The 16855-nt window shown below is 67.3% G+C and carries 15 protein-coding genes and 1 pseudogene; 8 read left to right on the forward strand and 8 right to left on the reverse strand.

The window, feature by feature from the left end:
- The first annotated feature begins 37 nt into the window (after window positions 1-37).
- The 3 genes from TEP_RS00455 (at window position 38) to TEP_RS00465 (ending at window position 1687) form a co-directional block, all read left to right on the forward strand.
- Window positions 38-364 (forward strand): low molecular weight protein tyrosine phosphatase family protein, encoded by a 327-nt coding sequence (locus TEP_RS00455; RefSeq protein ID WP_132823634.1) that lies wholly within the window; start codon window positions 38-40, stop codon window positions 362-364.
- A 210-nt stretch (window positions 365-574) separates the two neighbouring features.
- The gene (locus TEP_RS00460; RefSeq protein WP_132823636.1) at window positions 575-1129 is read left to right on the forward strand and encodes a hypothetical protein; all 555 of its coding nucleotides are present in this window, start codon (window positions 575-577) and stop codon (window positions 1127-1129) included.
- A gap of 60 nt (window positions 1130-1189) precedes the next feature.
- Window positions 1190-1687 carry an SUKH-4 family immunity protein gene (locus TEP_RS00465; RefSeq protein WP_165933878.1) on the forward strand — a complete coding sequence of 166 codons (498 nt, stop codon included), beginning with the start codon at window positions 1190-1192 and terminating at the stop codon, window positions 1685-1687.
- Window positions 1688-1762: 75 nt separating this feature from the next.
- On the opposite strand, the gene TEP_RS00470 is transcribed toward TEP_RS00465, so the two are convergent.
- Window positions 1763-2050, reverse strand: coding sequence for a hypothetical protein (locus tag TEP_RS00470; protein WP_132823640.1), 288 nt, complete (start codon window positions 2048-2050; stop codon window positions 1763-1765).
- A 68-nt stretch (window positions 2051-2118) separates the two neighbouring features.
- Here TEP_RS00470 and TEP_RS00475 point away from each other — a divergent pair, with 68 nt between their 5' ends.
- Window positions 2119-2565 carry a universal stress protein gene (locus tag TEP_RS00475; RefSeq protein ID WP_025878044.1) on the forward strand — a complete coding sequence of 149 codons (447 nt, stop codon included), beginning with the start codon at window positions 2119-2121 and terminating at the stop codon, window positions 2563-2565.
- Window positions 2566-2772: 207 nt separating this feature from the next.
- Here the strand turns inward: TEP_RS00475 and TEP_RS00480 are convergent, their stop codons facing one another.
- Window positions 2773-3057, reverse strand: coding sequence for a DUF2782 domain-containing protein (locus TEP_RS00480; RefSeq protein WP_025878043.1), 285 nt, complete (start codon window positions 3055-3057; stop codon window positions 2773-2775).
- A gap of 97 nt (window positions 3058-3154) precedes the next feature.
- Between TEP_RS00480 and polA the strand changes: the two genes are divergently transcribed.
- Together polA and TEP_RS00490 are read left to right on the forward strand one after the other, a co-directional pair.
- Window positions 3155-5929 carry a DNA polymerase I gene (gene polA, locus TEP_RS00485; protein ID WP_132823642.1) on the forward strand — a complete coding sequence of 925 codons (2775 nt, stop codon included), beginning with the start codon at window positions 3155-3157 and terminating at the stop codon, window positions 5927-5929.
- A 314-nt stretch (window positions 5930-6243) separates the two neighbouring features.
- Window positions 6244-6726, forward strand: coding sequence for a YetF domain-containing protein (locus tag TEP_RS00490; protein ID WP_132823644.1), 483 nt, complete (start codon window positions 6244-6246; stop codon window positions 6724-6726).
- 37 nt (window positions 6727-6763) lie between these two features.
- Here TEP_RS00490 and TEP_RS00495 read toward each other — a convergent pair whose 3' ends face one another.
- From TEP_RS00495 to TEP_RS00520, 6 genes and pseudogenes are all read right to left on the reverse strand, one after another.
- Window positions 6764-8281: a hypothetical protein gene (locus TEP_RS00495; protein ID WP_132823646.1), complete on the reverse strand. Its 1518-nt coding sequence runs from the start codon at window positions 8279-8281 to the stop codon at window positions 6764-6766.
- 145 nt (window positions 8282-8426) lie between these two features.
- Entirely contained in the window at window positions 8427-9323 is an 897-nt protein-coding gene (gene hemF / locus TEP_RS00500) for an oxygen-dependent coproporphyrinogen oxidase (RefSeq protein ID WP_132823648.1), read from the reverse strand.
- Window positions 9324-9333: 10 nt separating this feature from the next.
- A complete protein-coding gene (locus TEP_RS00505) occupies window positions 9334-10518 on the reverse strand; it encodes a hypothetical protein (RefSeq protein WP_132823650.1) in 1185 nt (394 codons plus the stop codon).
- A gap of 35 nt (window positions 10519-10553) precedes the next feature.
- Entirely contained in the window at window positions 10554-11117 is a 564-nt protein-coding gene (locus tag TEP_RS00510) for a hypothetical protein (RefSeq protein ID WP_132823652.1), read from the reverse strand.
- Window positions 11118-11147: 30 nt separating this feature from the next.
- Window positions 11148-11566, reverse strand: a pseudogene (locus TEP_RS00515) (NUDIX domain-containing protein).
- On the reverse strand, window positions 11563-13935 hold the full coding sequence (locus TEP_RS00520) for a S9 family peptidase (protein ID WP_132823654.1): 2373 nt from the start codon (window positions 13933-13935) through the stop codon (window positions 11563-11565). Before TEP_RS00520 ends, TEP_RS00515 begins: the two are co-directional and overlap by 4 nt.
- A gap of 283 nt (window positions 13936-14218) precedes the next feature.
- On the opposite strand from TEP_RS00520, the gene TEP_RS00525 reads away from it, so the two are divergent.
- Window positions 14219-15616, forward strand: coding sequence for a cytochrome ubiquinol oxidase subunit I (locus TEP_RS00525; protein WP_132823656.1), 1398 nt, complete (start codon window positions 14219-14221; stop codon window positions 15614-15616).
- Window position 15617: 1 nt separating this feature from the next.
- A complete protein-coding gene (gene cydB / locus TEP_RS00530) occupies window positions 15618-16631 on the forward strand; it encodes a cytochrome d ubiquinol oxidase subunit II (RefSeq protein WP_132823658.1) in 1014 nt (337 codons plus the stop codon).
- Window positions 16632-16855: the final 224 nt, after the last annotated feature.

Genomic DNA, 16855 nt, shown 5'->3' on the forward strand with positions numbered 1-16855 from the left:
GCCGAGCACGGGCTCGGCTCTACAAAGGCGAGTGCTCATGACCCGCAACGTGCTCTTCCTCTGCAGCCAGAACCGCCTGCGCAGCCCGACGGTCGAGCAGGTGTTCGCCGATTGGCCGGGCGTCGAAACCGCCTCGGCCGGGCTGCTCGCCGACGCCGAGGAAGTGCTCAGCCCCGAGCTGCTGCAATGGGCCGATCTGGTGTTCGTGATGGAGCGGGCGCACCGCAACCGGCTTTCCAGCCGCTACAAGGCATGGTTGAACGGCAAGCGGGTGATCTGCCTGGATATTCCCGATGACTACGAGTACATGGGCCCGGTGCTGGTGGAACTGCTCAAGCGCAAAGTGATCCCGTTCCTGCGCTGATCGCAGTGATTGCAGGGCCGAGCCCACGCTCGGCTGATTCTGCGGGGAAAGGCAGCCGAGCACGGCTCGACTCTACAAAAGGCAGCCGAGCATGGGCTATGCCGCTCGTGCTGACTGTCACCCTTCAGGCCGTCGCAAGCGACGTTGGCAGCGGCTCCTGTCGCTACCTTCGGCTCTACAATGGCGGCCACATCTCCCAAGAACGCCCTCATGACCGAACCCACGCTGCATGTCACCGTGAAGTTGAACGCCAGGCTGCAGCCCGAGCATCGACATGAGCTGTTCGAGGATCCGCTGGATGCGCTGCTGCAGGCGGCCGAGCTGGGCGGGATCACCGGTGGCGGTACCGCGATGTCCGACGAGGGCGAAGTCGAGTACGGCGATATCGAAGTGGCACTGGTCGATGCCGCAGGCGTGCCCAAGCTGGTCGACCTGCTGGAGCAGCTGGGGGCACCGAAGGGTTCGCAGGTTCAGGGTGCAGGCGAGGCCGACCGCAGCTTCGGCGTGACCGAAGGCCTGGGCATCTACCTGGATGGCCTGACCCTGCCGGACGAGGTGTACGAGCAGTGCGATTCGAACCACGTGTTCGAGCAGCTGTCCGAGCGCATCGATGGCCTGGGCGAGATCTGCAGCTGGTGGCAGGGCCCGAGCGAGACCGCGCTGTACATGTACGGCCAGTCGTTCGAGACGATGCGTGATGCGATCGCTGAATTCGTCGGCAGCTACCCGCTGTGCCAGAACGCACGCGTGGTGCAGATCGCCTGAGGGCTGGGCCTCATGACCATGGAGGACGCGGATCCGGCCTGCGGTGGGACACCCGTAGTCGTGACCCATTTCGAGGAGATGCTGACGGCACTGCTGCCGGCGGTGCCGGCCGAGCTGCTGGAGGAGGATCCGGATCTGGCCGATCTCTTCGCCTTCCAACGGCACCCACTGGAGACCCTGCCGGCGTGGCTGGGCCCGGATGCACGGCGGCTGCTCAGCGAGCAGGGTCTGCCGCGCCAGGCGGCACCGTTTCTCTCGTTCTTCGATGCCGAGCGTGCGGTCGAGGTCTCTGCCCTGCTGCCGGAGCCCGGCAGGGCGCTCGGCCATGATGGCGGCGGCAACCTGCTGGCCATCGACGCGGCCAGTGGCGAAGTGGTGCTGTGGGATCACGACAACGGCGACGCGCGCATGTTCGTCAACCGGGATCTGCTTCGCTTTGCCGAATGCCTGTGCGAGTTTGCCTACGGCGTGGAAAGCAAGCAGGCCTTCCTGCAGGCGGTTGCGCAGATCGATCCGGAGGCCGTGGCGGAAGGAGCCTTCTGGTCTTCCGGATATTGAGTCTGCGCAGCGCTCATGACGGATCCGGGTAGCGTCGAGAGCAGCCGAGCGTGGGCTCGCCTCTACAGGCGCGTGTCAGCGGCCCGCTGACTGCCGGGCGTTGTCGCGCAGCGCCATGTCCTTGCCGACGTGATAGGCGCCGAACAGCACCGCCAACGCGATGATCGCGGCGATCAGGATGGACTTCCCGGAGCTCCAGACGGGTGGTCTGTCGTTCTGCATGTCTGTCGTCCCTGAAGGCGGCGCGGTGCCGCCCGCCCAGCATGCGCCGCAGTGGTCAGGATGAGCAAGCTGGTGGCGCCTGCGCCGATCATGCCCGGCCGCGCAGGCATCGCTGCGCGCTGCCGGATTGATCCTGCGCAAGGCACGATCTCCACACAGGCTGTGTAATGGTGTCGTTCCCACTGGCTGGATCACCGCGGAGCCCCACCATGTACAAGCGCATCCTGATCGCCACCGACGGTTCCGAGCTGGCCGACAAGGGCCTGGCCAAGGGCCTGGAGCTGGCCAAGGACCTCAACGCCGAGGTCGACATCGTCACCGTCTCCGAGCCTTGGGCCGTCGGCATGTACGACGCCATGGGCTGGAGCGTGGGCTACATGAACAGTCCGGAGTACAAGGCCGACCGCGAGGAAGGCGCGCAGAAGGTGCTGCAGCCGGCCCTGGCCAAGGCGGCCGAGCAGGGCATCACCGCCAATCCGGTGCATGTGCTGGACCGCTACGCGGCCGACGGCATCATCGAGACGGCGGGGCAGCGCAACAGCGATCTGATCGTAATGACCTCGCACGGCCGCCGCGGCGTCACCCGCGTGCTGCTGGGCAGCCAGACCGCGGAGGTGCTGGCGCGCAGCACGCTGCCGGTGCTGGTCATCCGCTGATACGGAAGCGTTCCCGGGGAGGGGACCCGACGCCGGCCGCAGGATGCGCGCCGGCGTTGTTTTTTCCGGCGGCCCGAAGAGCATCCACGCATGGCGTGGATCTACTCCAGTTCACCGTCAAAGGTCCACGCCATGCGTGGATGGGGCCACCGCAATGCCCGGTAGATCCACGCCATGCGTGGATGGCGCGCACCTACCGCAACCACATCACCAGCTGTACAGCTTCCAGTACACCGGCGACACGCCATCCTTGTCATTGTCGAAGCGGCCATCGCCGTTCTTGTCATACATGTAGAACGGGGCGCCACGTGCCGGCGTCACCTTGACCATGCGCAACTGGCCGGACACCCGGTATTCCTCGATGGTGTCGCCGTTGTCCATCGTGCGCTTGGAAACATCGGCGCCCTTGACGTCCACCGGGGGAGCGCCCGCGCCGCCCATGCTGGCACAGCCAGCAAGCAGGAGCAGGGAAGCCAGCATCAGGGTCTTCATCGGCGGGGCCTTTGCCTGGAAAGAGCCTTGATTATGCCCCAACGCCGCGTCGCTGCCGTGTCGCCGCGATGCAGGAACAGGCGCGTAGAATCGACACATGAGCAGATTAGTCCTGATCGACGGGTCCAGTTACCTGTACCGCGCGTTCCACGCGCTGCCGCCCCTGTCCAATGCACAGGGTGAGCCCACCGGCGCGCTGTTCGGCGTGGTCAACATGCTGCGCTCGACGCTGAAGGAGCGCCCGGCCTACGTCGCCTTCGTCGTCGATGCCCCCGGCAAGACCTTCCGCGATGCCCTGTACGACCAGTACAAGGCCAACCGCCCGCCGATGCCCGATGAACTGCGCAGCCAGGTCGAGCCGATGTGCCGCATCGTCGAAGCGCTGGGCATCAGCATCCTGCGCATCGATGGCGTGGAGGCCGACGATGTGATCGGCACCCTGGCCCTGCAGGGCGTGGCACAGGACCTGAAGGTCACCATTTCCACCGGCGACAAGGATTTCGCCCAGCTGGTCCGCCCGGGCATCGAGCTGGTCAACACCATGACCGGCAGCCGCATGGATTCGGACGCGGCGGTGATGGACAAGTTCGGCGTGCACGCCGACCAGATCGTCGACCTGCTGGCGCTGATGGGCGATGCCGTGGACAACGTGCCCGGCGTGGAGAAGTGCGGACCGAAGACCGCTGCCAAGTGGCTGGCCGAATACCAGCATCTGGACGGGGTGATGGCAGCAGCGCCGACCATGAAGGGCAAGATCGGCGAGAACCTGCGCGCCGCGCTGGAGCGCTTGCCGCTGAACAAGGAGCTGGTGACCATCCGCACCGACGTCGCGCTGGACGCCAGCCCGACCACGCTGGCCCTGCGCGATCCGGATGTGCCCACCCTGGGCGAGCTGTACCTGCGTTACGGCTTCACCCAGGCATTGAAGGAACTGGGCGGGCCGGTACCGGCGCCTGCAGTGGCCAACGACGCGACGCCGAGCCTGCGTGGCACCGCGGCCGGCTTTGCCCGTGGCAGCGCCGAAGCGCCGCCCGCCAGCGAGCTCGATCCGGCGCTGTCGGCGCCCGGCGAGTACGAGACCGTGCTGACCACCGAGCAGCTGCAGGCCTGGGTTGCGCGCGTGCAGCAGGCTGACCTGATCAGCTTCGACACCGAAACCGACGCACTGGATGCGATGCGCGCGCGCCTGGTCGGCATCAGCCTGGCGGTGGAGCCGGGCAGGGCCGCCTACATCCCGGTCGGCCACGACTATCCCGGCGCGCCGGCACAGTTGCCATTGGCGCAGGTGCTCGATGCGCTGCGGCCGGTGCTGCAGGACCCGGCGAAGAAGAAGCTGGGCCAGCATGGCAAGTACGACCTGCACGTGCTGCGCCGCCATGGCGTGGACGTGCAGGGCTACCACGACGACACCATGCTTGAGAGCTTCGTGCTCAATTCCACCGCCACCCGCCACGACATGGATTCGCTGGCCCTGCGTTACCTGGGCTACAGCACCATCAAGTTCGAGGACGTGGCAGGCAAGGGCGCCAAGCAGATTTCGTTCTCGCAGGTGGGCATCGACGAGGCCGGCCGCTACGCCGCCGAAGACGCCGACATCACCCTGCGCCTGCACCACGCGCTGCAGCCGCAGCTGCTGGCCGAACCGACCCTGGACAGCGTGTACCGCAGCATCGAGATGCCGCTGGTGCCGGTGCTGGCCAGCATCGAAGCCAATGGCGTGCGGATCGACACCGACGAACTGCGCCGGCAGAGCCAGGACCTGTCCTCGCGCATGCTGGCCGCGCAGCAGAAGGCCACCGAACTGGCCGGGCGCAGCTTCAACCTGGATTCGCCCAAGCAGTTGCAGGCGGTGCTGTTCGACGAGCTGAAGCTGCCGGCGGTGGTGAAGACCCCCAAGGGCCAGCCCAGCACCAACGAAGAGGCGCTGGAGGCGATTGCCGAACAGCATGAGCTGCCCCGGGTGATCCTCGAGTACCGTGGCCTGGCCAAACTGCGCAGCACCTATACCGACAAGCTGCCGGAGATGGTCAACCCCGAAACCGGCCGGGTGCACACCAGCTACCACCAGTCCGGTGCCGCCACCGGCCGCCTGTCCTCGTCCGATCCGAACCTGCAGAACATCCCGATCCGCACCGAGGATGGCCGCCGCATCCGCCGCGCGTTCATCGCCCCGGAAGGCTTCCAGCTGCTGGCGGCCGACTATTCGCAGATCGAGCTGCGGATCATGGCCCACCTGTCCGGAGATCCGGGCCTGGTGCGTGCCTTCGAGCAGGGCGCCGACGTGCACCGCGCCACCGCCGCCGAGGTGTTCGGCCGCACCCTGGAAGAAGTGACCAGCAACGAGCGTCGCGCGGCCAAAGCGATCAACTTCGGCCTGATGTACGGCATGAGCGCGTTTGGACTGGCCCGCAACCTCGGCATCGACCGTGGCCAGGCGCAGGATTACGTGGCGCTGTACTTCAGCCGCTATCCGGGCGTGCGTGACTTCATGGAGCGCATGCGCGAGCAGGCCCGCGAGCAGGGCTACGTGGAGACCCTGTTCGGTCGTCGCCTGTACCTGAACGACATTCATGCACGTAACCAGGGCCTGCGTGCGGGCGCTGAACGTGCGGCGATCAACGCACCGATGCAGGGCACCGCCGCCGACATCATCAAGCGCGCCATGGTCGATGTAGACCAGTGGCTGCGCGACAGCGGCGCCCCGGCGCGGATGATCCTGCAGGTGCACGATGAACTGGTGTTCGAAGCCGAGGCCGGTTTCATCGAAGAACTGCGTAGCAATGTCGTGCAGCGCATGTCGCAAGCGGCACAGTTGCGAGTGCCGTTGGTGGTTGATACCGGTACCGGCAGCAATTGGGATGAGGCGCACTGAGTCGCGTTCAGGCCGAAAACGCCGTGAATTCGTTCATTTGCATGATATTTCTGACTCGAACATGAATGTTCCCCTGAGGGTCGCTTATTAAATTGGGCCCCTTCACGAACCGTTAGTGTTCGGAGTGCTTCTATAACTCCCGACAGGCGCAATGCCTGTCGTGGATCTCTCCCATCCCCTGGAGCAGATCTCGGAACGGGGGCTCCTCCCCAAGCGCCCGTTCCCCGGCCCCGTTGACCTCCCCCTGGTCAGCGGGGCTTTTTATTTGTGCGCTGCTGCGCCACGCTGGGCCACCGCCAAGCAGGGAACCCGCAATGCCCGATCTGTTCGCCTTGGCGATGCCGTGGTGGGAATTCATCCTGCGCGCCGTGGTGGTCTATGCAGTAGTACTGGGCATGGTGCGGCTCAGCGGCAAGCGCGCGCTGGGGCAGGTCACCCCGTTCGACGTGCTGCTGATCGTGCTGCTGGGCAACGCGGTGCAGAACGCATTGCTGGGCACCGATACCTCGCTGGCCGGCGGCCTGCTGCTGGCCGCCACGCTGATCCTGCTGAACTATGGCGTAGGCTGGATCACCGCCCGCAGCCGCCGCATGGAACGGCTGATCGAGGGCGAACCGGTGGTGATCGCGCGCAACGGCAAGCTGTTCGACAGTGTGCTGCGGCGCGAGCTGGTCAGCCGCGCCGACTTTGAGGTCGCCATGCGCCAGCAGAGCTGCATTGGCGTGGAAGAGGTGGAACTGGCACTGCTGGAAACCAACGGCCACATCACCATCATTCCCAAGCGCAAGGACGAGTGAGCGGGCGCGGTGGGCCTTCGTGGCGCTGCGCTTGCCGCTATTGCTCCGCGGCCTGCGCCTTCATGCCGGCCCAGTCACGTGTGGCGTCCACATCGCAGGCTACATGGGTGCCCTTGCCGTCCTTGGCGCAGATCGCCGCCATCGTCTGCGGTACCTTGGGGTCGGCAGTATGTGCATAGCCTGCGGCGAGCCCCAGGCAGCCATCGCGCACGCCGGCGCTGCACAGCTTGATGAAATAGGGCTGGGCCTGCGCCCACTTCTCCGCGCTGTGCAGTTCCTCACCCGCGACCTTGCAGCCGAGCAGCTTGCCGTCGTTGCAGCATGACGCGGCACCGCCCTTGCGGGCCAGGATCGGGCAGTCCAGCGGCTGCGGAATCTCCACGAATGCCGGCGGCGGCTGGCAGCTCGTCGCGGACTTGTCCATGCGCTGGTAGTAGCCGTAGCGGTTGTCCTTGTCCATCCCGGCCAGGGTTCCGTTGCTCAGTGGCTGCAGTACGAAATCGCTGCCGACGTCACGACTGATCAGGATCCTGCCGTCCTGCACGCGTGCGCGCAGGCGGGTGCCGACACCCTCCACTTCGACCAGGCCGGCATCCAGGAACCGCAGCGGCGACAGCAGGCCAAGCTCGGCCTCGAAGCGGCCGCAGGGAAGCGCGGTAGCCGCGACCGGGGTCAGCGCCGCCGGCGCCAGCGGGGTCAGCATCGCCAGGCCCTTGGCCGGGCCGCAGGCGTAACTGCCCTCGCGCTGCGTGCAGGAGCGCTGCAGGGCCTGCTGCGCCTGCTGCAGGCGTCCGCCGTTCCACAGCGCCTCGGCCACGTTGCTGCAGAACGACTCGCCCTGCTGCTGCGCGCACAGCGCCGCCAGTTCGTCCAGCTGCGCTGCGGGCAGCGGTGCGTCCAGCGTCCGCTCCAGGCCCATCACCGCCCTGCCCATCAGTTCGCCGGCCATGGCCTTCATGACGGCCATGCAGGCTTCTCCCTCCTCGGGCGATGCGTCTTCGCGGCAGTAGGGCGGCATCTGCGGTTCGGCCTGGGCACGCTGCGGCTGCGCCTCCTCGGCCTGGCGCTGGTAGGTCTCCTGGAGCTGGGTGCAGGCCGCCTCCACGCCCTCGCTGCACCAAGCGTGCAGCTGCGTGGGCGCGGCCTCGGGCAGTGCCTCCAGGCAGTCGCTGGTGTCGGCCATGCAGCTGCCTTCGACCATCTCCGGTACCGGCTTGCAGGCGGCCGCTGCTTTCAGGTGGAACGTGTGGTATCCGCCGGTGACCGTGCGGTCGTTGTCGCTGAACTCCCAGTTCTCCAGGCGGCCGGTGGACAGGTTGCCGGTGCCCAGCAGGTTGTCCTGGCGTACCAGCCGCAGCCGTTCCGTGGCCTGGTAGGGGCCCGAAAGGAAGCCGTGGGCCTCGCTTTCGATGGTCAGGCTGGCGTTGCCATCGTCCTGCAGGTAAGTGCCGCAGGCCATCGACTGCGCAGCCACCGGCAGGCTGGGCACGGCCAGCGCGAGCAGCAGCATGGCGCGCCAGGTGGTCATCCGGCGTGGGGAAACAACAACGGGCATCACGGTCTTCCTTGATTCAAAACAAGAGGGGGAATGAAGCGGCGCACGCCGCAGTCGAGCACGCCGCAGCGGGGCCACCGCCACGCGGGCGGCGGTGCCGGGATTGCGCAGCGGCAACGCGTGCAGCGTCCTGTGCCCGAAGCGCCTACAGCCAGTCGCGGGGCACCAGGTAATCGGCCAGGCGCGCTTCGGCGCTGCCGTCTTCCGGGCTGAAGCCGTACTCCCAGCGCACGCGCGGGGGCAGGCTCATCAGGATGCTCTCGCTGCGGCCGCCGCTCTGCAGGCCGAACAGCGTGCCGCGGTCGTAGACCAGGTTGAACTCCACGTAGCGGCCACGGCGGTACAGCTGGAACTCGCGCTCGCGTTCGCCGTAGGGCGTGTCCTTGCGCTGCTGCACGATCGGCAGGTAGGCATCGAGGAAGCCATCGCCGACCGCGCGCAGGTAGGCGAAATCGTGTTCGAAATCGCCGTGCAGATCATCGAAGAACAGACCGCCCACGCCGCGCGTCTCATTGCGGTGGCGCAGGAAGAAATACTCGTCGCACCAGCGCTTGTGCGACGCGTAGCGCTCTTCACCGAACGGTGCACACAGATCGCGTGCCACCCGATGCCAGTGCTGCACGTCCTCGTCGAACGGGTAGAACGGGGTCAGGTCGAAGCCACCGCCGAACCAGCTGGCCACCACTTCGCCATCGCGCTGGGCCTGGAAGAAGCGCACGTTGGCGTGGGTGGTCGGCACGTAGGGGTTGAGTGGGTGGAACACCAGCGACACACCGGTGGCGCGCCACGAGGCGCCGGCCAGTTCCGGCCGGTTGGCCGAGGCCGACGGCGGCAGGCGGCTGCCCGCCACATCGGAAAAGCCGATACCGGCCTGCTCGAACACCGCGCCATCGCGCAGTACGCGGGTGCGACCGCCGCCGCCCTCGGCACGCTGCCACAGGTCTTCCTGGAAGCGTGCCCGGCCATCGGCGGACTCGATCGCCGCACAGATGCGGTCCTGCAGGTCGGTGAGGTAGGCGCGAACGCGCTCGAATTCGTTCATGGCGCGTACTTTACCGCAGGGACGTGCGCGGGCCCTCGCTGGCTGCGCATTGCGTCGTGCCCGGCTGCCGCTGGTAACGCTGGTAGCCGGTCCAGGCATCCATGCCCAGCAGGTCGCCATTGGCCAGCAGGCGCAGCACATGATCGCTGCCGTGGTCATTGCGCAGGTGGATGGCACCGTCCAGCAGTCGCACCTGCGAGCGCTGGCTACCGATCGTCGCGTGGCCATCGTCGCCGAACACAACCGCATCGATCGTGCCGCCGTCGGCCCGGTACAGGCCACAGGGCGGCTCGGTCGCATCGACCAGGCGCAGCGCGGCACCGAGTGCCTGCAGGGGCTCGACCCGTTCGCATGCGCTGTAGCGACCGCTGTCGCAGACCACCTGCAACGCCTGCACGGCCGCCCGTGGATCGCGCGCGTTCAACTGCTGCTCGGCCACTTCGGTGCAGAAGCGGCCAGCGCGCTGCTGCAGGCACAGCTGCTGCAACTGGTCGCGCTGCGCCGCCGGCAGTTCCACCCACGCTGGATCGATGCCACGGGCGAACGCCTGGCCGCTGGCCTGTGCCACGGCGGCGGCCAACGCGTCACGACGGGCATCACGGCAGGTCAGTACCTCCTCGCGCTCCGCATCGGTGGTGCAGGGCGCCGGTGCGGCGGTAGCCAGCGCTACGCCCTTGGCAGACGCGGCAGCGAGGAGCGCATCGTCCACGTAGCTCAACAACAGGCCGCTGCAGGCCGCGCCCACGCCCTGTTGGCAGGCGGTCAGCAGCTGCGGCGGCGTCGCCGCGTGCAGGCGAGCCATGCAGCGGTTCGCATCGGCCAGGCAGCTGCCGGCGGCGTTCACGGCTACCGGCTGGCAGTCCGCCGGTGCACGCAGCTGGTAGTCCTGCAGCGTGTCGTTGATGCGTCTGCCATCAGCACTGGCAGTGAGCGCTGTTGCCACGCCGTCATCCAGGTTGACCAGCACCAGGCCGTTGCCATCGCGTTGGATCTGCAGCGATTCGGGATCAAAGCCCGTCGCCAGGCGGCGGCCCCGGCTCTGTGAGTCGATCACCAGTGCGGTGTCATTCTGCGCATTGACGTACCGGCCACATCGCAGCGGCGCGGGCGTGGCAGCGGAGGTTGCGGCCGGCGCCGGCGGGGTGGCCAGCAGCAGCGCAGTGACGGTCAGCAACATCCGGAGCAGGGCGGGCATGCGGCATCCTTGTCGTGCGGAAGGCGGGGAGAGGTTCAGCGGAAGCGCGCGCGGATGTCCGGTCGCAGCAGGCGCCAGCCGAGCCAGCCCTGCAGCCCTGCGAACAGCACCGAGGTACCGACCAGGGTCAGCGTGAACAGCACACGCTGCACCTGCAGCTCATGCTGTGCCGTGGGGTCGCTGGCGAGCAGCGCGATCAACACCAGCAGCAGGCGGTCCATCCACCAGGCGATCACGAAGTTGGTCAGCGCGCTCAGGCCCAGCATCCACACATAGGCCCACAGGCCCCAGCGTCGCTCGCGCCACAGGCCCCAGCTGGCCAGGGTCGAGAACAGGCAGAGCAGGGCAACCAGCAGCGAGGTGGCCGCCGGGTGCTTCAGCATCCACCACAGGCTGCCGTCGAGCTGCTGTTCCCATGCCAGTGTCACCAGCGTGGTCCAGAACCCGGTGCGGGCCAGTGCCGCGGCCATCAGCGCCTGCGCGAGGAAATAGAGGGTGACCAGCAGGCTCAGCCAGAACGAGCCCTGCGCCACCGCGCCGACCCAGTTGCTGGGTGGTGGTGGGGCGGGTGCTGGAATCGAGGGAATCGAGGATGACATCCGTTGTCCGGGTGAGCGATGCCCGCCGGGTCAGCGGGCGGTCGCCAAGGCAGCGGCCGCCGGCAGGATATGGTGTTCACTCAAGGGTGCCAAGGGCTGGCCGTGCGGCGGCTGCAGCGGCACCCAGGCCAGTTCGGCGATCTCCGCACGCGCGCACGGCTCACCTTCGATCCACACCCGCCAGGCCTGCGCCTGCACGCGATGGCCGGGCTCGTTCACCGCCCAGTCCTCGAAACTCCCCAGCGCGATGGCCGAAGCGGTGTGCAGCCGTACGCCCAGTTCCTCGTCCAGTTCGCGTGCCAGTGCCTGCAGGGGGCCTCGCCCGGGTCGGGCTTGCCGCCTGGCTGGATGAAGCGGCTGGCACCGTGCTTGCGCACCACCAGTGCCCGGCCACGGTCATCGAGGATGACCGCGGCCACGATGTGGATCGTGGCCGCGGCAGCACTCACTTCAGGTTCTGCTCGAACAGCTTGAGGATGCGCTTGTACTGGTCCAGCCAGGAATCGGCACGCACGTAGCCATGGCGCTCCAGCGGGTACGGCGCGATCGACCAGTTGTCCTTGTGCAGCTCGATCAGGCGCTGGGTCAGGTTCACCGAATCCTGGAAGAACACGTTGTCGTCCATCATGCCGTGGGCGATCAGCAGGTTGTCCTGCAGGTTCTGTGCGTACTCGATCGGCGAGGACACGCGGTAGGCCTCCGGATCGATGTCCGGGGTGTTGAGGATGTTGCTGGTGTAGCCGTGGTTGTACTGGTGCCAGTCGACCACCGGGCGCAGTGCGGCGCCGGCCTTGAACGTGCCCGGCGAGCGGAACAGGGCCATGAAGGTCATGAAGCCGCCGTAGGAGCCGCCGTAGATGCCGGCGTGGTCACGGTCACCCTGCTGGGTGTCGACCAGCCAGTCCAGGCCGTCCTTGTAGTCTTCCAGCTCCGGGTGGCCCATGTTGCGGTAGATCGCCGTGCGCCAGTCGCGGCCATAGCCTTCGCTGCCGCGGTAGTCCATGTCCAGCACGATGTAGCCCTTCTGCACCAGCAGGTTGTGGAACATCTGCTCGCGGAAGTAGGCCGGGTAGCGCTGGTGCACGTTCTGCAGGTAGCCGGCACCATGCACGAACATCACGACCGGGTACTTCTTGCCGGGTTCCTTGTTTTCCGGCGCGTAGTACTTGGCCCAGACCACGCCGGCGCCATGCTTGGACGGCACCGCCACCAGCTTCGGCTGGATCCACTGGCGCGCCTTGTACTCGGCGGTACGGGTATCGGTCAGCACGCGCGCCTGGCCGGCGCCGGTACTCGGCACCACCGCCAGCTGCGCCGGCAGGTAGGCGCTGGAATAGCGCACCAGCAGCTGCTGGCCGTCCGGCGACAGCGAGAAATCTTCCACGCCATTGAGGTTGGTCAGCTCGCGCACCTGGCGGGCAGCGGTATCGACCGCGCAGACTTCGTAGTCATGCGGGGCCTGCTGGTTGCACAGGAAGTAGAAGCGCTTGCCGTCGGCCGACAGCACCGGCGCCGAGGTTTCCCACTTGCCGCTGGTCAACGCCTGCGGCTTGCCGCCACCCGCCTGGGTGTACAGGTGCGAGAAGCCGGATTCCTCGGACAGCAGCCACAGCGTGCGGCCATCGGCCATCCAGCCGAAATCGTTGAAGCCCCAGTTGATCCAGGCGTTGTCGGTCAGCCGGTGGCGGTTCTGCACGCGGCCGTCGGCGGCAGCAACGCTGACGATCCAGCGGTCCTTGTTGTCGTTGGCGCGCAGCATCACCGCGGCCTGCTGGCCGTCGGCGCTCCAGCGGATGCCACCGCCCATGAAGTCGCTCATCACCTGCACGCTGCGGTCGCCCTTCAGTGCGTCCTTGCCGGCCTTGCGGCGCAGCTCGGCCAGCGGATCGGTGCCGATGCCGGGCAGGCTGGACAGCGACAGCTTATCGGCCTTGCCGCTGCGTACATCCACGAACCACAGGGTGTGCGGCTCGAAGCCGTTGCGGCCGACGCGCTGACGGGTGTCCTCGGTTTCCTCATAGCCCGACTCGGTCACGTACAGCGGCATCTTGCCGCCGCGGCCGTCATCGAAGTCCTTCGGCTTGGTGGTCACGATCAGGTGGCCCAGGTCCGGCGACAGCACGCTGTCGACGATCTCCACGTCGGCACCCAGGAACACCGGACCCGGTGCGCGGGTCGGGTCGGCCTGGCGCCAGCGCTGGTCCTGGTCCTTCAGCGCCTCGCGCTGTTCGCGGTCGCGGCGCAGGGTTTCCAGCGTGCGCAGCTGCTGGTCGCGCAGCACGTCGGCCTTCGGCGGCGTACTGGGATCCTTGTCGGCCTTCAGGCTGGCCACCTGCTGCACGCCGCTGGCGGCGGTCCAGTGGAACCAGTTCTGGCCCACGCGCCAGATCACGCCGTTGTCGGCGGCGAAGTTCACGCCGCTGGCGCGCTCGTTGCTGCGGGTCAGCTGGGTCAGTACGCCGCTGCGCAGGTCGCGCACGAACACGTCGCCATTGCGCACGAACGCGCTGCGCGTGCGGCTGCGGTCGTACACCGGATCGGCCACGTCCAGGCTGCCACGCTGGTCATCGGCCACCTGCGCGGCCACGCCGCCGGCGATCGGCTGGCGGAAGGTGTCGCGCACCAGGCTGCCGTTGCGCTTGAGCTGGTACTCCACCTGCTGGCTGTTCCACGACCACCAGGCCTTCTCCACCGGGGGACCGATCCAGTCCGGGTCGGCCATGGCCTGTTCGATGGTGATCGGTGTCGGCGCAGCCTGCGCGGCCGGAGCGGCCAGCACGGCAGACAGCAGGAGGGACAGGGGCAGCACTCGGGACATGGGCGGACGGCACCAGAAGAGGAAACCGGGCAAGCGTAGCAGCCGTCCCGGCCCCGGGCAGGGGCCACAGGTCATGGCAGCGGAATCGGCAAAAGGCCCGCGCACGCCGCAATCAGGATCGGCCGGCTGGAGCGGTTCGCCTCACGGACAGCCATGCAGGCCATCCGGCACCGCCGCAGGCCTGCGACAAAGTGAAGCAGCGCGTCACCCGGTCGCATCCCGGCTTAACGATATCCCCCTAAAGTGGTCTGGTATCCCACCGGCACCTGGCAGGAGGCGTCCCTTGGACGCGTTGTTGTTGTCGCGGATCCAGTTCGGATTCGTCATCAGTTTCCACGTACTGTTCCCGGCCTTCACCATCGGTACGGCCAGCTGGCTGGCCTTCATCGAGTGGCGGTGGCTGCGCACGAAATTGCCCGTATGGCGCGAGCTGTATTTCTTCTGGCAGAAGATCTTCGCGGTGTCCTTCGGCATGGGCGTGGTCAGCGGCATCGTCATGGCCTTCCAGTTCGGCACCAACTGGCCGCGGCTGAGCGAAGTGGCCGGTACGGTCATCGGACCGCTGCTGACCTACGAAGTGCTGACCGCGTTCTTCCTGGAAGCCAGCTTCCTCGGCGTGATGATGTTCGGCTGGGGCCGGGTGTCGCCGCGCCTGCATTTCCTGTCCACCTGCATGGTCGCGCTGGGCACGCTGTTCTCTACCTTCTGGATCCTCTCGTCCAACAGCTGGCTGCATACGCCGGCCGGCTACGAGATGGTCAACGGCATCGTGCACCCCGTTGACTGGTGGCAGGTGGTGTTCAACCCGTCCTTCCCGTACCGGCTGGCGCACATGGCGCTGGGTTCGTTCATCACCACCTGTTTCGTGATCGGTGGTGTGGGCGCGTGGTATCTGCGCAGGGGAACGCACGTGGAAGCGGGGCGGCGGATGCTGATCGCGGCGGTGGCGTTCGCGGCGCTGACCGTGCCGGTGCAGATCTTCGTCGGCGACATGCATGGCCTGAACACGCTCAAGCACCAGCCGATGAAGATCGCGGCGATGGAAGCGCACTGGCATGAGACCAAGAAAGGCGAGGGCGTGCCGCTGGTGGTGTTCGCGCTGCCCAACGAGAAGGAGGAGCGCAACGATTTCGAGGTGGCCATTCCCAAGCTCGGCAGCGTGATCCTCACCCACACCCTGGACGGTACGTTCGATCCGCTGACGTCGGTGCCGGCCAGCGAGCGGCCGCCGGTGACGCCGGTGTTCTTCGCCTTCCGCATCATGGTCGGGCTGGGCACGCTGATGCTGGTGCTGGCCTGGGTCTCGGCCTTCCAGCTGTGGCGGAAGAAGCTGCTGGCCTCGCCGTGGCTGCTGCGTGGCTGGAACTGGATGCTGCCCAGCGGCTTCATCGCGCTGCTGTCGGGCTGGTTCGTCACCGAGATGGGGCGGCAGCCGTGGGTGGTCTATGGCGTGCTGCGCACCGCCGATGCCGTTGGCCCGCAGAGTGCATGGATGACCGCGCTGTCGTTGGGTGTCTATGTGATCGGCTATGCCTTCGTGTTCGGCTGGGGCATCTGGTACCTGGTGAAGATCCTGCGCCACGGCCCGCAGCCGTACGACGAAGGCCCGTCGCTGGACCATGGCAGCCACACCCCGGCGCGGCCGCTGTCGGCCGCCGACGAACCGCTGGAGGAGCGCTGACATGGACCTGGTGACCTGGCTGCCGGTGGCATGGTTCGCGGTGATCGGCTTCGGCGTGCTGATGTACGTGGTGCTGGACGGTTTCGTGCTCGGCATCGGCATCCTCGCCCCGTTCGCCGAGGACGAGGAACAGCTGGACCTGATGATGAATACCGCCGCGCCGATCTGGGACGGCAACGAGACCTGGCTGGTGCTCGGCGGTGCTGGCCTGATGGCCGCCTTTCCGAAGGCGTATGCCGTACTGCTGTCGGCGCTGTACCTGCCGGTGCTGCTGCTGGTGGTGGCGCTGGTGTTCCGTGGCGTGGCCTTCGAGTTCCGCTTCAAGGCGCACCGTTCACGGCGGCTGTGGAGCGTGGCGTTCGGCCTCGGTTCGCTGCTGGCCACGTTCGCCCAGGGCGTTATCCTCGGCACGCTGGTACAGGGCCTGCCGCTGGTCGATGGCGTGTACCAGGGCGGCGCGTTCGGCTGGTTCAGCCCGTTCGCGATGCTGACCGGCGCCGCGCTGGTGGCCGGCTATGCACTGCTGGGCAGTACCTGGTTGATCCTGAAGACCGAAGGCCGCGTGCAGGCGCTGGCCCGGCAGATGACCCGCCCGCTGGTGGTAACGGTGATCGCGGCAATGGGCCTGGTCAGCAGCTGGTTGCCGTTCCTGCAGTCGCGGCTGATGGACCGCTGGTTCAGCGACGGCAACTTCTGGTGGCTGTCACCGGTGCCGCTGCTGACCTTGGCGGTGGCCATCGCGCTGTGGCGCAGCGCCACCCATCCGCGTCGCGACCTGCCGCCGTTCCTGCTTAGCCTGGCCTTGTTCGTGCTTGGCTTCGCTGGCTTGGTGCTGGGCATGTGGCCGTACCTGCTGCCGCCGTCGATGACGCTGTGGCAGGCTGCCGCGCCGGCCTCGTCGCTGGGCTTCACCCTGGTGGGGCTGGTGGTGCTGCTGCCGGTGATCCTGGGCTACACGGCATGGTCCTACCGGGTGTTCCGCGGCAAGGTACGCGCCGACGCCGGCTACCACTGAACCGGCTCGCTGGATCGGTCCATGCGGGGGGCGGTCGCTGACCGCTCCCCGTTGTGCTTTGTGAAACATGTCATCCCTGTGTCGGACGTGCTAGCGTGCGCTCCTTTCCGGCAGCCAGGGGGGCAGCCGGCGACGTCCTGGACGGATGCATGGCTGCAGGAATGGGGGGCAGCCGCGTGTCGCCGTAATGGCTCGAGACTCTCGTTCGCCCATCGAAACATCAC

This window comes from Stenotrophomonas sp. TEPEL, assembly GCF_004348785.1.
Classification (GTDB): domain Bacteria; phylum Pseudomonadota; class Gammaproteobacteria; order Xanthomonadales; family Xanthomonadaceae; genus Stenotrophomonas; species Stenotrophomonas indicatrix.

What these genes read in the sequence shown, in the direction of transcription:
- hemF (WP_132823648.1), bottom strand. Translation starts at nt 9,323, where the DNA reads ATGAACGAATTCGAGCGCGTTCGCGCCTACCTCACCGACCTGCAGGAC.
- TEP_RS00455 (WP_132823634.1), top strand. Translation starts at nt 38, where the DNA reads ATGACCCGCAACGTGCTCTTCCTCTGCAGCCAGAACCGCCTGCGCAGC.
- TEP_RS00480 (WP_025878043.1), bottom strand. Translation starts at nt 3,057, where the DNA reads ATGAAGACCCTGATGCTGGCTTCCCTGCTCCTGCTTGCTGGCTGTGCC.
- TEP_RS00460 (WP_132823636.1), top strand. Translation starts at nt 575, where the DNA reads ATGACCGAACCCACGCTGCATGTCACCGTGAAGTTGAACGCCAGGCTG.
- TEP_RS00490 (WP_132823644.1), top strand. Translation starts at nt 6,244, where the DNA reads ATGCCCGATCTGTTCGCCTTGGCGATGCCGTGGTGGGAATTCATCCTG.
- cydB (WP_132823658.1), top strand. Translation starts at nt 15,618, where the DNA reads ATGGACCTGGTGACCTGGCTGCCGGTGGCATGGTTCGCGGTGATCGGC.
- TEP_RS00510 (WP_132823652.1), bottom strand. Translation starts at nt 11,117, where the DNA reads ATGTCATCCTCGATTCCCTCGATTCCAGCACCCGCCCCACCACCACCC.
- TEP_RS00475 (WP_025878044.1), top strand. Translation starts at nt 2,119, where the DNA reads ATGTACAAGCGCATCCTGATCGCCACCGACGGTTCCGAGCTGGCCGAC.
- TEP_RS00520 (WP_132823654.1), bottom strand. Translation starts at nt 13,935, where the DNA reads ATGTCCCGAGTGCTGCCCCTGTCCCTCCTGCTGTCTGCCGTGCTGGCC.
- TEP_RS00505 (WP_132823650.1), bottom strand. Translation starts at nt 10,518, where the DNA reads ATGCCCGCCCTGCTCCGGATGTTGCTGACCGTCACTGCGCTGCTGCTG.
- polA (WP_132823642.1), top strand. Translation starts at nt 3,155, where the DNA reads ATGAGCAGATTAGTCCTGATCGACGGGTCCAGTTACCTGTACCGCGCG.
- TEP_RS00495 (WP_132823646.1), bottom strand. Translation starts at nt 8,281, where the DNA reads ATGCCCGTTGTTGTTTCCCCACGCCGGATGACCACCTGGCGCGCCATG.